At 71.6% G+C, this 12,806-nt stretch carries 12 protein-coding genes; 8 read left to right on the forward strand and 4 right to left on the reverse strand.

Annotated features, from left to right (window positions below; genetic code table 11):
- Window positions 1–28: 28 nt before the first annotated feature.
- The 4 genes from LO762_RS06230 (at window position 29) to LO762_RS06255 (ending at window position 5,563) form a co-directional block, all read left to right on the forward strand.
- Entirely contained in the window at window positions 29–1,633 is a 1,605-nt protein-coding gene (locus tag LO762_RS06230) for an alkaline phosphatase (RefSeq protein ID WP_230613235.1), read from the forward strand.
- Window positions 1,634–1,845: 212 nt separating this feature from the next.
- A complete protein-coding gene (locus tag LO762_RS06235) occupies window positions 1,846–4,044 on the forward strand; it encodes a carbohydrate-binding module family 20 domain-containing protein (RefSeq protein ID WP_304523616.1) in 2,199 nt (732 codons plus the stop codon).
- A 59-nt stretch (window positions 4,045–4,103) separates the two neighbouring features.
- Entirely contained in the window at window positions 4,104–4,550 is a 447-nt protein-coding gene (locus LO762_RS06250; protein ID WP_230613236.1) for an NUDIX hydrolase, read from the forward strand.
- A 104-nt stretch (window positions 4,551–4,654) separates the two neighbouring features.
- Window positions 4,655–5,563, forward strand: a complete 909-nt coding sequence (locus tag LO762_RS06255) for a hypothetical protein (protein ID WP_230613237.1) — start codon at window positions 4,655–4,657, stop codon at window positions 5,561–5,563.
- Window positions 5,564–5,576: 13 nt separating this feature from the next.
- On the opposite strand, the gene LO762_RS06260 is transcribed toward LO762_RS06255, so the two are convergent.
- Window positions 5,577–6,599 (reverse strand): Swt1 family HEPN domain-containing protein, encoded by a 1,023-nt coding sequence (locus tag LO762_RS06260; RefSeq protein WP_230613238.1) that lies wholly within the window; start codon window positions 6,597–6,599, stop codon window positions 5,577–5,579.
- A 39-nt stretch (window positions 6,600–6,638) separates the two neighbouring features.
- On the reverse strand, window positions 6,639–8,624 hold the full coding sequence (locus LO762_RS06265) for a hypothetical protein (protein WP_230613239.1): 1,986 nt from the start codon (window positions 8,622–8,624) through the stop codon (window positions 6,639–6,641).
- Window positions 8,625–8,772: 148 nt separating this feature from the next.
- On the opposite strand from LO762_RS06265, the gene LO762_RS06270 reads away from it, so the two are divergent.
- Both LO762_RS06270 and LO762_RS06275 read left to right on the forward strand, forming a co-directional pair.
- The gene (locus tag LO762_RS06270) at window positions 8,773–9,318 is read left to right on the forward strand and encodes a hypothetical protein (RefSeq protein ID WP_230613240.1); all 546 of its coding nucleotides are present in this window, start codon (window positions 8,773–8,775) and stop codon (window positions 9,316–9,318) included.
- Window positions 9,315–9,578 carry a hypothetical protein gene (locus LO762_RS06275; protein ID WP_230613241.1) on the forward strand — a complete coding sequence of 88 codons (264 nt, stop codon included), beginning with the start codon at window positions 9,315–9,317 and terminating at the stop codon, window positions 9,576–9,578. Before LO762_RS06270 ends, LO762_RS06275 begins: the two co-directional genes overlap by 4 nt.
- A gap of 71 nt (window positions 9,579–9,649) precedes the next feature.
- Here LO762_RS06275 and LO762_RS06280 read toward each other — a convergent pair whose 3' ends face one another.
- Window positions 9,650–10,300 (reverse strand): O-methyltransferase, encoded by a 651-nt coding sequence (locus LO762_RS06280; protein WP_230613242.1) that lies wholly within the window; start codon window positions 10,298–10,300, stop codon window positions 9,650–9,652.
- Window positions 10,301–10,495: 195 nt separating this feature from the next.
- Window positions 10,496–10,777 carry a DUF397 domain-containing protein gene (locus LO762_RS06285; protein ID WP_230613243.1) on the reverse strand — a complete coding sequence of 94 codons (282 nt, stop codon included), beginning with the start codon at window positions 10,775–10,777 and terminating at the stop codon, window positions 10,496–10,498.
- 136 nt (window positions 10,778–10,913) lie between these two features.
- Here LO762_RS06285 and LO762_RS06290 point away from each other — a divergent pair, with 136 nt between their 5' ends.
- Window positions 10,914–11,774, forward strand: a complete 861-nt coding sequence (locus LO762_RS06290; protein WP_308103438.1) for a 3-methyladenine DNA glycosylase — start codon at window positions 10,914–10,916, stop codon at window positions 11,772–11,774.
- A gap of 191 nt (window positions 11,775–11,965) precedes the next feature.
- Window positions 11,966–12,805, forward strand: coding sequence for a nitrilase-related carbon-nitrogen hydrolase (locus LO762_RS06295; RefSeq protein WP_230613245.1), 840 nt, complete (start codon window positions 11,966–11,968; stop codon window positions 12,803–12,805).
- Window position 12,806 lies beyond the last annotated feature (1 nt).

Below are 12,806 nucleotides of genomic sequence, written 5' to 3' on the forward strand. Positions count from 1 at the left end.
TCCGCCCCGCTGACTACCTTCGGCGCTTGTGACCCACCTGAACCGCCGTGACGCGCTGAAGCTCGGCGGCGCGGGCGCGGCCCTGGCCGTCCTGGCCCCGGCCGCCGCGCACGCCGACCCGACCCCGTACTTCGCGCACGGAGTCGCCTCAGGCGACCCCCTGCCCAACGGCGTCATCCTGTGGACCAGGGTGACGCCCGTGCCCGAGGCCGTCCCCGGAAGCGGGACCGGACCGCAGGCCGACGTCTCCTGGCAGCTCTCGACAGACCCGTCCTTCAGCTCCGTGACGGCCTCCGGCACCGTCACCACCGGGCCCGACCGCGACCACACGGTCAAGGTGGACGTCGGCGGGCTGACCCCTGGCACGGGCTACTACTACCGCTTCGCTTACGCCGGTACCTACTCGCCCACAGGCCGGACCCGGACCGCGCCCGCGACGGACGCCTCCGTGTCGTCCCTCAAGTTCGGCGTCGTGTCGTGCTCCAACTGGGAGGCGGGCTGGTTCTCCTCCTACCGGCACCTGGCCGCCCGCGACGACGTCTTCGGCGTCATCCACCTGGGCGACTACATCTACGAGTACGGCACGGGCAGCTACGCGGCGGGCGGCACCGTGCCGCGCAAGACCGCGCCCGAGCACGAGATCGTCACGCTCGCCGACTACCGGATCCGGCACGCGTCCTACAAGACCGACCCCGACCTCCAGGCCGCCCACGCGAGGCATCCGTGGCTCATCGTGTGGGACGACCACGAGATCGCGAACGACGCGTGGGCGGACGGCGCGGAGAACCACACGCCGGAGACTGAAGGCCCCTACGCGGCGCGCAAGGCGGCCTCGCTCCAGGCTTACCAGGAGTGGATGCCCGTAAGGTTCTCGCCGGAAGGCACCCTGTACAGGTCGCTGCGCTTCGGCACGCTGGCCGAGATCGTCCTCCTGGACCTGCGCTCCTACCGCTCCCAGCAGGCGGGCGGCCTCGCCGTGGACGACCCGTCCCGGACCATCACGGGCGCGGCCCAGATGTCCTGGCTCAAGGACACCCTGGCGGCGTCCACGACGCGCTGGCGGCTCGTCGGGACGTCGGTGATGATCAGCCCGCTCGTCCTCGGCGCGCTCTCCGCGCAGGCGCTCGGCCCGCTCGCCAAGCTGCTCGGCATCCCGGCGAACGGCCTCACCCTCAACCCCGACCAGTGGGACGGGTACACCGCCGACCGGGCCGAGTTGTACGCCGCGCTCCAGGCGCGCGGCACGGGCGACACGGTGTTCCTGACCGGCGACATCCACACGAGCTGGGCTAACGAGATCCCGCTGAAGCCCGGCACCTACCCGGTGAGCAAGTCGGTCGCGACGGAGTTCGTCGTCCCGTCCGTCACGAGCGACAACATCGACGACATCCTGGGCACCGCGCCCCGGACCGCCTCGCTCGCCATCGAATCGGCCATCGCCGTGACGAACCGGCACGTCCGCTGGACCAACCTGGACGACCACGGCTACGGCGTCGTCGAGGTGACGCCCGCCCGGACCCGGATGGACTGGCACTTCCTCACCAACCGCCTCAACCGCAACTCGACCGAACGCAAGGCCGTCTCGTACACGACCGACCACGGCACCGCGAAGCTCAAGCGCACCTTCGGCTGACCGCGCCGCCCCGACGCCCCCATCCGCCCCTTCCGGGCAGGTGGGGGCGGTCGCGTTAGCGGGGGTTAACGAGGTGAGAGTTGCTGGTTTCTGGAAGGTTTCATTGTTTTTGCGCAAGAATCTTGACTTGTTTTCATCGGTGATTCATTCTCGCTCCAGTGGACGGCCGTCCCACCCCCATCCGATCGGCCTTCCTGAGGAGGCATCCCCGTATGCACGCAAGAAAACGCGGACTCCGCTGGCGCGAGATCGGCGCCGCCGTGGCGCTGGCCGCGGGCGCGGTGGTCCCCGTCGCGGTGTTCGGCGGCGGCGCGCCCGCCAACGCGGCGGTCACCCTGAACGACAGCGAGGTGACGGCGAACCTGTGGGAGTGGAACTGGGACTCCGTCGCCGCCGCCTGCACCAACCACCTCGGCCCGGCCGGGTACGGCGCGGTCCAGGTCGCGCCGCCGCAGGAGTCCGTCAAACTGCCCAGCAGCAGCGACGGAGCGCACCCCTGGTGGGAGGTGTACCAGCCCGTCTCCTACAAGCTGGAGAGCAGGCTCGGCACCCGCGCCGAGTTCGCCGCGATGGTCCAGGCGTGCCACAACGCCGGCGTGCGCGTCTACATCGACGCCGTCGTCAACCACATGGCGGGCACCAACAACTCCCACACGACCGGCTACGACGGCACCAGCTTCAGCCCTACGGGCTACAGCTACCCGGCCGTGCCCTACGGCTACAACGACTTCCACCACCCCGGAAGCGGCTGCACCACCTCCGGTGGGATCAACGACTGGAACAACGAGGAGCAGGTCACCGGGTGTGAGCTGCTCAGCCTGGCCGACCTGCGCACCGGCGACGAGAGCGTGCGCAACAAGATCGCCGCCTATCTCAACGACCTCGTCGGCCTCGGGGTAGACGGCTTCCGGGTGGACGCCGTCAAGCACATCAAGAAGAGCGACTTCGCCGCGATCCTCGCCAAGGTGAACAACACGACCGCGGAGAACAAGCGGCCGTACGTCGCCCAGGAGATCTTCGACGGGGCCAGCAACCCCGCCCTCCAGGCCGCCGCCTTCATCGGCAACGGCGACGTCCTCGACTTCGCCTACGCCAAGGGCATCCGCTCGGCCTTCCAGGGCTCGATCTCCAACCTCGCGAACGTGCCGAACTGGAACAAGGACGCGCCGAGCGCCAACGTCTTCGCCATGGTCACCAACCACGACCTGGAGCGCGACGGCGTTGTCCTGTCCTACAAGAACGGCACGGACTACGTGCTGGCGAACTACTTCGTCCTCGCCTACCCGCACGGGAAGCCGTCGGTCTACGACAGCTTCACCTACTCGGTGAACGGCCAGTCGCCGCCGCACAACGGCAACGGGTACGTCAACGACGCGGTGTGCGGCTCGGGATGGAACTGCCTCAGCCAGACGACGGGCGTCAAGGGCATGGTCGGCTGGGCGAACACCGCCAAGTCGGTCGGCTCCGTCTCGAACTTCACCGTGACCAACGCCAACGTCATCGCGTTCAGCCGCGGCGACCGTGGCTGGATCGGCATCAACGACTCCGGCAGCGGCTCCACCGCGACCTACACGACCGGCCTCACGGACGGCACCTACTGCGACGTCATCACCGGCGGCGTCAACGGCACGCAGTGCGCCGGCACCCCGGTGACGGTCTCGGGTGGGCAGGCGACCGTCACTATCCCCGCGAACAACGCGGTGGCCATCCACGCGAACGCCAAGCTCGGCGGCGACCCGACACCGACGCCGACCCCCACCACCCCGACCCCCACCCCGACCGAGCCGACCCCGACCCCGACCGACCCGACGAACCCCGCGACCGTCACCGACACCTTCAACGTCTACACCCAGACCGTTCCGGGTGAGGACGTCTACGTGGTCGGCAACGTCGCGGCCCTCGGCTCGTGGAACACCGGCGCGGCCGTCAAGCTCTCCGCCGCCGGATACCCGGTGTGGACGGGCTCGGTAGCACTCCCGGCCAACACCGCGATCGAGTACAAGTTCATCAAGAAGACCGCGGGCGGCACCGTCACCTGGGAGAGCAACCCCAACCGCACCTACACCACGGGGACCAGCGGCACCACGCTGAGCAACAGCTGGAACCTCGCCAACGCGAACGCCACGGCGCTCACGTTCAACGTCAACGCGACGACGTCCTTCGGCCAGAACGTGTACGTCGTGGGCAACATCGCCGCTCTCGGCGCGTGGAACCCCGCGCACGCGATCCCGCTTTCGGCGGCCTCCTACCCCGTCTGGAGCAGGCTCACGATCGTGCCGAAGAGCACGTCCATCGAGTACAAGTACATCCGCAAGGACGCCAACGGGAACGTGACGTGGGAGGGCGGCGGGAACCGCTCCTTCAGCACGGGCTCCGGCTCGTCCCACACCGTCAGCAACACCTGGCAGTGACAGCAGGATGATCGTGGGCGGCCGGGCATTCCACCCGGCCGCCCTGGTTCACTGGAACCGTGGACAAACCCATAGAAAAGCGGCTGAGGGTGGCGGCCTACGCCGTGGTCGTCGAGCAGGACGCGATCCTGCTCGCCCGGTTCATCGGCGGTGACGTCCCCCGCTGGATCCTGCCCGGCGGCGGCCTCGAACACGGCGAGGACCCCGCCGTCGCGGTGCTCCGCGAACTCACCGAGGAGACCGGCTACACCGGCAGGATCACGGGACTGCTCGGCGTCCACTCCTTCCACCTGCCGACCCGCTCCTGGGACGGCAGGGTCGTCGACTTCCACGGCCTGCGCGTCCTGTACGAGGTGGAGCGCACCGGCGGCACACTCCGCCACGAGACGGACAACTCCACCGACCGCGCCGCGTGGTTCCCGCTGACCGAGATCTCCGGACTCGACCTCATGGAACAGGTGGACGTCGGCCTCCGGATGTGGCGCGACCGAACATCCATGCGATAGAACAGAATATCGAGCAGCCGCCGCACCCGCCAGAGCCCGGCCCGCCCACCGCCGCCGAGCCGCCCGATCCCGCCTCCAGAAACCAGAACGGTGAAGGAGTGGCCATGTCCCCCCTCCTGGAACTGGCGACCCACCCCCTGCCGCCCGGCCCGCCGCGCCCCGTCCGGGTCGTCGGGGAGGATCTCGCCCGCGAGTGGGCGCTGGACGCCTGGCGCGCGGCGGGGCTCACCAGCCCGTCCGGGCGGGTCCACCTGCTCACCACCGTGGACGGCTGGCTGGAGCGCGGCTGGGGCGTCGCGTTCTACGGCTCGGGCGGCAACGTCACCCTGTACAGCTGCGGGGCCGAGGGCTCGTGGCTGCCCGGCACCCCGCCGCGCCGCCTCGCCCGGCCGCGCGGCTCGGGAAGGCTGCTCGGCGTCTACGAGGGCGAACCCCTCTTCCCCGGCGACAAGGCCGACTACCGTCCGCCGGAAATGTCGGGCACGCCCGCCGCCCGGACGGAACTCGCGCTCGGCGTGCACGGCACCGACCTCTACCTCATGGACTACGCGGAGGCCGAGGAGGGCGTGCGCACCCTGGACGCCGCCTTCAGCGCCCGCACCTACGGCGAGGCCCGCGCGTTCGGCCTCCCCGTGGACGACAGGCGCCGCTGCCTCGACTACTACGTCGAACTCGTCTGCCGCGCCCACGAGGACGTCGACGTCGACCACCTGCGCGCCCGCTCCACCAGCGACCTGTGGCAGGCCGTCCGCCCCGCCGACGACCAGCCCTTCGACGTCGACGAGCACCCGTGCTTCGGCGACTCCGGCTGGCGCCCGGTGCCGACCGTGCGCGGCCCCTGGGCGGACGCCGCGTTCCGCGAGCGCTTCGGCCCGATCGAACGCGACTGGCCGTCCGGCCGCGAACACCTCACGGCCGAGCACGTCAACGCCGTCCTGGCCCACCTGCGCCGCGCGGGCTGGTCGGTCGCCCGCGACGACACCCTCTACGCCGCCTTCTGGCCCGACGCCTGACGCCTGACGCCGCTCAGTCCGGCCGTGGGCCCTTCCAGACGCGGAGCGCGAAGGTGAGGGAGCGGTCCGGCTCGGTGCGGCGCTCGGTGACCGTCAGCAGCGCGACGGCCCCGGTGTCGGTGACGACGCACAGCCGCGCGCCCTTGGTGAGGACGTCGCCGTCGGCCCGGGACACGTGCTCGCGCGCGTCCCGGCAGCGCGCGTACCCCGCCGGGCCGTCCTTCGGCAGCACCGCCAGCCGACGGTCGGACGCGTGCAGGGAGCCCGCCTGGTAGTACACGTCGCCCCGGAACGGCTTCTCCTTCGGCGTCGCCTCCAGCAGCACAAGATGGTGTCTGTCCGGCAGCGTCACGGCGTTCTCGCGGACGAGTTCCGCGCCCACCTCGCGGGACGCCCAGGCGCCCTCGTACGGGTCGTCGGGGGAGTCACGGGAGCCGAGCACCTGGAACGCCGCCAACACCGCCAGCCCGGCCACCAGGAACGTCGTCAGCCGGATCTGCGCGCCGCCGCCCCCCGACCGCGCCTTGCCGCCCGGCAGCTTCGGCAGCCGCGGCAGTTTCGGCAGTTTCGGCAGCCGTGGTCGAGGCACCGTGGTCCGCGCCTCGCGGGGCGGAGGCGGCGGCTCCGGCGTCACCAGCCGCTGCGTCTCGACCGCGAGCTTGCGCGCCCCGATGAGCCGCAGCAACTGCGCCATCGTGCGCAGCGCCTGCCCCGCCTCGCCGTCGCTGAACACACCCTCGTGCCCGGCCCGGTGCACGACCGACCGCAACACCTGCGCCACCTTCACGCCGGGCGCCGGAATGATCTCGTGGAAGAACGGCTCCTCCACCACGAGCCGCAACAGCAACTCGGGATCACCCAGCGTGTGCGCGACCGGATGGGACGTCCGGTACGCGTCCGCCTTCTCCAACGCGGCGAGCCACTCAGGCCCGCGCCGATTGCGCATCTGACGGTCCACGTAGGGCCCGAGCCCCTGCCCGAGAAGGGAAAGCCCGTGCGCCACCCGTTCGCGGTTCACCGTCTCCGGGGTCGTCATCCCGGCAGCCTAACTGGGCCGAACCACCCTGCGCTCCCGTCAGTTGGTCCTGGTGTTGGGGAGGTGGTCGCCTACGTAGCCGACCCAGATTCGGCCGGTGGTGCCGCCCGCGTCGTCCAGGAAGTGGATGCGGGGGGCGGGGGTGCCCGCTTTGCGGAGTTTGATGTGGGCGGGCATAAAGACGCGGCCGGACGGGTCGACCTCGGGGGGGACGGCGAAGGTACGGACGGCGGAGAACTTGTCGCGGCCGGTGACGGAGTCGGACTCCTTCATCGCCAGGAGGTTCGCCGAGATGACGCGGCGGCCTCCCGTCTCGGCGAGGCACCAGTCGCGGAACCCGCCCTGGAACCCGCCCGCCGAGCGGGCCCGCGCGTACTCGTCCAGGGCGCACAGCGCGTCCCACGCCTTGCCCGCCCACACCCGCCGCAGCGTCGGGTGCGCGAGGTCCAGCAGGCCCGCCTCGTGCATGGTCTCGCCGATGACGACGTGGGTGAGCGACTCGGCGAAGTGCAGCGCGTCCACCAGCGAGGCGGGCGACTCCGGGGTCTCGTCGGCGATCTCGACCGGCCCGGCGGCCTTGGCCAGCTCCGTCTCCAGCCGCCGCACCCGGACGGCCAGGCGCCGCTCCCGCGCGGTCGCCTCGGCGAGGTCCTGCTCCAGCCAGCGCTGCTGGGCGACGAGCCGCTCGATCTCGTCCTCCAGCCGGGAGGACTCCGACTCGGCCTCGGCCCTGCCGGAGTCGGCCCGCTCCCGGCCCGCGCGGGCCTCGCTGAGCTCGCGGGTCAGGCTCTCCACGTGGCTGTTCATCGTCCGCATGTGCCGGGCCAGCTCCTGCGGATCGGAGGTGACGAGGTCGAGCATGCTCTCCAGCTCGCCGTGCAGCCTGCCGCTCACCGTCTGCGCGACGGTGTCGGCGAGGCCCGCGAGCCGGTCGGCGACCCGGTCGGCGACGCCCCTGGCCAGCACGTCCAGATCGACGCCCGGCGGCGGCTCGGCGGGCCCGGGTTCCGGCTCCGGCTCCGGCTCGGGCGCGCGCGGCGCGGGCACCGGCGGGCGCGACTTGGGCGGCGCGGGGACGGGCGCGCGCACCGCCGACGCCTTGGCGAGGTCCATCATCTTGCGGTACAGCTCGTGGTCGATGAACGCCGACCGGACCGGCTGCGGCCTGGCCGCCTCGTGCAGCGCCTCGGGCTCCGCGTCGCCCTGCACGATCCGCCCGACGACCCGGTAGGGCTCGCGCAGTTCGTCGGGCAGCTTCATGCCGGCCGTCTCGCCGATGATGTACCCGGCGGCACGGTCCAGCGCGGGCGGTCCCTCGGCGCGGACCATCTTGCCGCCCATCACCCGGTGCCTGTCGGCCTCCTCCTCGACCGGCTTGAAGCCCGCGAGGTAGGTGCGGATGCCGCCGCCGTAGACGGCGAGGTCGCCTCCGACGCAGTCGTTGAAACGGTCCTGCGCGCGCAGGTCGGCCAGCCAGACGACCTGGGCGACCCCGGCGACCCGCTCGGCCAGGTACTCGGCGTTGGCACGTCCCGACGCGCTGCCGCGCCCCTCCACCGCGACCACCACGACCGGCACCCTGCGGTTGCGCTCGGCGAGATCGGCCAGCAGGTAGACGGTGCCGTCCTCGTCGTGCTCCTCGGCCTGCGCGGGCAGTTGCACGCCGCCGTCGGTGATGCGCTCGGTGGCCAGGTAGGCGGGCAGGAACCCGGGCGCGAACGCCTCGGTGGGTTCGCCCGCGTACTGCTCGACGGTGACGACGACCCAGCCCGTCATCCGCTCGACCGTCTGGGCGTAGGTGACGCGGGTGCGCAGCCGCCCGTCCTCCAGGGTGAACCTGCCGCAGCCGCGCAGCGCGTCCATCCGGGCGCGGACGCCGCCGGACGTCGCCGCGTAGTGCGGGCTGATCGGGATGTCGGGGAAGCCGAGTCCGGCGAGCCACGTGCTGAACGCCCGGCGGAGGCGCTTGGCGAGGGTGGGGCCGGGATCGCGCAGGACGGCCTGGTAGAGCCTCGTGGTGGGCATGGGTCGGCGGGGTTCCGTCCGTGTCGGCGGCGTCGCTTGCGGTGAATCCTATGTCGTTTCCCGTGACGAGACCGGGAGTCGGCAAAGATTCCGGTCCCCCCGCACGTCCGACCGGCGGGCGTGCTCACGGGTGCCTAGCCTCCGGCTCATGGCAGTTCGTGAGGAACCGGGATTCGGCATCCGACTTTTCGGATATTCCCGGCGTGAGGTCGACGATTTTGTGTTCGAGGTGCGCCGCGAGCTGCGCGCCCGCACCGAGACGGCAGGCGGCGCGTCCGTCGCGCCCTCGGAGGGCGCCGTCACCCGGATGCTGCGGCTGGCCGCCGAGTGCGCCGACCAGCGCCGCGCCGAGGCGGCGGGACAGGCGGAACGCACCCTGCTCGGCGCGCGGGAGCTGGCCGACCTGATGGCCGCGGAGGCGCGCGAACGGCTCGCCGCCGCGACCGTCGAGGCCGAACGCGTCCTCGGCGAGGCCCGGCAGCGCGCGATGGAGCTGGAGGAACGGGTCGGCAAGTCGCTCGACGCCGAGGTCGGCGCCCGGATCGCGGAGCTGAGCCGGGCGCACGACCGCCTCGTCGACGGCCTCGCCACCGTGCGCACCGCGCTGGAGGACGTGCTCGTCCGCGACGCCGAACGCGGCCCCGTCGAGACCGAGGACTTCGTCCCCCGCCAGCAGGAAGTCGGCAACGGATGACCGCCGCCGGCATGCCGATCACCGAGAGCACGGTGCTTCCGGTGCTCTTCATGGTCGTCGTCCTGCTGGCGACCGGGCTTGTGCTGCTGGCCCGGCGGATGCTGCCGGACCGGCCCGCGCCCGCCGTCACCCGCGAGCCCGACTGGCTGCGCGCCGACCGGGCCATCGCCCGACTACGCGCCGCGGGCCTGGACACCGACACGCTCCTCGGCCCCTGGCTCGCCCACCTACGCCGCGGCGACCACCGCGACCACCCTTAAGACCACACGACTCCACGGCCGGTCCGAGCATGTCTCGGCCCGGCCGTCGCGTATTGAGGGAGCTCTTAGTACTACGACAGCTTGCGGGCGAGGGTGACGCCGTCGCGGACGGGCAGCATGACCGAGGTGACGCGGGGGTCGGCGGCGATCGTGTCGTTGAGGGCCTTGATGGCGAGGTCGGCGGGTTCGCGGGCGGTCGGGTCCACAACACGGCCCTCGCGCAGCACGTTGTCCAGCACGACGAGGCCGCCCGGACGCAGCCGGGGGAGGATCGCCTCGTAGTAGTCCGGGTAGGCGGTCTTGTCCGCGTCGATGAAAGCGAAGTCGAACGACGGCGTCTCGGGCAGCTCCGCGAGGGATGCGAGCGCGGGGCCGATCCTCAGCTCGATCCGCTCCGCGACCCCCGCCCGCGCCCAGTGCGGGCGCGCGATGGACGTGAACTCCTCGCTGACGTCCAGGGCCAGCAGCCTGCCGTCCGGGGGAAGCTCCCGCGCGATGCAGATCGAGGAGTAGCCGGTGAAGACGCCGACCTCCAGGGCGTCGCGCGCCCCGGAGAGCCCGACCAGGAGGGACAGGAACCGGCCCTCGTCCAGGGAGACCTGCATCCCCGCGAAGTCGGGCAGCACCCGCTGGGTCTCGTCGGCGAGGTCCTGGAGGACGTCGTCGGCCGGGGTGCAGTGGTCGAGCACGTAGGCGCTGACCGCCGGGTCGAGGAAGGTCATGCCGCGAGCCTAACCCCGGGCCGGGCACGGCCCCGCGCGCGGGGCCGCGTGTCCGCCCGGTCAGGGGCCGGTGAGCGCGGCCCGCCACGCCCGTCAGGGAGTGGGGTCCCGCGCGCACCCGCTCGCGCCGGGGAGGGCGGGGCGGGCGCGCGCGGAGTCTGCGGCGGGACCTCGGTCCCGGCCGTGGCGGCTGGCTCAGGCCGAGCGCAGCGCCTCGTCGGGCCCCTCGCTGTGGTCCCGTTCCGGGAGGTCCCGCGCGATGTCGTCGAACACGCCGTCCCTGGCGCCCTCGACGAACGCGGTGAGCTCGTCGGCGCTGAAGATCAGCGCCGGGCTGTCGGGGTGGCGCGCGTTGCGCACCGCCACCTCGCCGTCCGGCAGCGACGCCACCTCAAGCCCGCCGCCGGGCTCGGCCGCGCGCCACTCGACGCCCGGTAGCCACTGGGCAGGCATCCCGTTGAAGGCCCGCAGGATCATCTACGCTCCTCGCCCGATTTCGGTCCGCGACCGCGCCGTTCAACGCCGGCGGTGACCGCGCGTGCACGTGCAGCTGCTCATGCATTCGTTTTACCAGGTGCGAACGCGCCGTGCAGGGTCTCCTACGATGCGGAGCATGGCTCTCGTTCTCGAAACCCCCCTCTGGCGTGCCCGAAAGCAGGCGCACCGGGCCCGGCTGGAAGGGATGATCGGCGGCTACCTGGCCGGACGGCGGGCGGGGCGCGCCCATCCCGTGGAGGACTTCCTCTTCACGTACTACGGGCACCGTCCCGGTCGGCTGATGGGCTGGCACCCCGGCGCGGGCGTCGTCCTGGCCGGGGCCAGGGATTTCGGTCCCGCTTACAAGGACACCCCTGAGGGCGCGACCCTGGATCTGGACACGCTGCTGCCCAAGCGGGCCGCCGCCATCGGCTGGATCCGGGACCTGCTCGCGGCGACGGCCTCCCGTCCCGCGCACCTGGGCTGCTTCGGGATGCACGAGTGGGCGATGGTCTACCGGCTGGAGCAGGACGAGGTCAGGCACGCGGCCTGGCCGCTGCGGCTGCCGCCCGAGGAGGTCGCCGCCGTGGTGGACCGCAGGGGGGTGCGGTGCAGCCACTTCGACGCCTTCCGCTTCTTCACCCCGCCCGCGCGGCCCCTGAACGTCGTGCAGCCGACCCGCGAGGGCCAGCGCGACCAGGAGCAGCCCGGCTGCCTGCACGCGAACATGGACCTCTACAAGTGGGCCTACAAGCTCTCGCCGCTGATCCCCGCCGAACTCGTCGCGGACTGCTTCGCGCTGGCCAGGGAGATCCGCGCGGTGGACATGCGGGCCAGCCCGTACGACATGGCGGCGCTCGGCTACCCGCCCGTCGCGGTCGAGACGGCCGAGGGACGCGCCGAGTACGCGGCCTTCCAGCGTGACTTCGCGGCCCGTGCCGAACCCCTGCGGGCCCGGCTGGTCGGGCACTGCGACGCGCTGCTCGCCCGCGTTTAGCGGTTCCTCCTAATCGAAGCCATTTATCCCCGGCCTGAGTTGTTCGTCCCTCCATTACCGGAGAGTCCGGGATGGCGTCATTAACACCTCCGGAACGTGTGGGAAATCCGGGTGTCCCATTGCGGCCATAGCTTCCGAACTCTTAAGGGGCATGGGATAACCGCTATTACGGCTTCGATAAGGGGAGAGTGATGTCCGAAGTCATCCGTGCGGCCCTGGTCCAGACGAACTGGACGGGCGACAAGGAATCCATGATCAAGGCGCACGAGGAGTACGCGCGCCAGGCCGCCGCCCAGGGCGCCAAGGTCATCTGTTTCCAGGAACTGTTCTACGGGCCCTACTTCTGCCAGGTGCAGGACCCGGCCTACTACGAGTACGCCGAGTCGGTCCCGGGCCCGACCACCGAGCGCTTCCAGGCGCTGGCCGCCGAGCTCGGCATGGTGATGGTCCTGCCGATGTACGAGCAGGAGCAGCCCGGCGTGCTGTACAACACCGCCGCCGTGGTGGACGCCGACGGTTCCTACCTGGGCAAGTACCGCAAGACGCACATCCCGCAGGTGAAGGGCTTCTGGGAGAAGTTCTACTTCCGGCCCGGCAACCTCGGCTACCCGGTGTTCGACACTGCGGTCGGCAAGGTCGGCGTCTACATCTGCTACGACCGGCACTTCCCCGAGGGGTGGCGCGCGCTGGGCCTGAACGGCGCCCAGATCGTCTTCAACCCGTCGGCCACCAGCCGGGGCCTGTCCTCGTACCTGTGGAAGCTGGAGCAGCCCGCCTCGGCCGTCGCGAACGAGTACTACGTCGGCGCGATCAACCGGGTCGGCGTCGAGGACCTGGGCGAGAACGACTTCTACGGCACGTCCTACTTCGTCGACCCCGAGGGCAAGTTCGTCGGCGACGTCGGCGACGGCCACGAGGCCGAACTGATCGTCCGCGACCTGGACCTGGGCCTGCTCGCCGAAGTGCGCGACCGCTGGGCCTTCTACCGCGACCGCCGCCCGGACGCCTACGGCGACCTGACCGCTCCGTAGC

The sequence above is a fragment of the Actinocorallia sp. API 0066 genome (assembly GCF_020991275.1).
Classification (GTDB): domain Bacteria; phylum Actinomycetota; class Actinomycetes; order Streptosporangiales; family Streptosporangiaceae; genus Actinocorallia.

Coding starts and splice junctions, on each gene's coding strand:
- LO762_RS06260 (WP_230613238.1), bottom strand. CDS start 6,599: ATGACGACCCCGGAGACGGTGAACCGCGAACGGGTGGCGCACGGGCTT.
- LO762_RS06295 (WP_230613245.1), top strand. CDS start 11,966: ATGTCCGAAGTCATCCGTGCGGCCCTGGTCCAGACGAACTGGACGGGC.
- LO762_RS06275 (WP_230613241.1), top strand. CDS start 9,315: ATGACCGCCGCCGGCATGCCGATCACCGAGAGCACGGTGCTTCCGGTG.
- LO762_RS06270 (WP_230613240.1), top strand. CDS start 8,773: ATGGCAGTTCGTGAGGAACCGGGATTCGGCATCCGACTTTTCGGATAT.
- LO762_RS06280 (WP_230613242.1), bottom strand. CDS start 10,300: ATGACCTTCCTCGACCCGGCGGTCAGCGCCTACGTGCTCGACCACTGC.
- LO762_RS06265 (WP_230613239.1), bottom strand. CDS start 8,624: ATGCCCACCACGAGGCTCTACCAGGCCGTCCTGCGCGATCCCGGCCCC.
- LO762_RS06285 (WP_230613243.1), bottom strand. CDS start 10,777: ATGATCCTGCGGGCCTTCAACGGGATGCCTGCCCAGTGGCTACCGGGC.
- LO762_RS06235 (WP_304523616.1), top strand. CDS start 1,846: ATGCACGCAAGAAAACGCGGACTCCGCTGGCGCGAGATCGGCGCCGCC.
- LO762_RS06255 (WP_230613237.1), top strand. CDS start 4,655: ATGTCCCCCCTCCTGGAACTGGCGACCCACCCCCTGCCGCCCGGCCCG.
- LO762_RS06290 (WP_308103438.1), top strand. CDS start 10,914: ATGGCTCTCGTTCTCGAAACCCCCCTCTGGCGTGCCCGAAAGCAGGCG.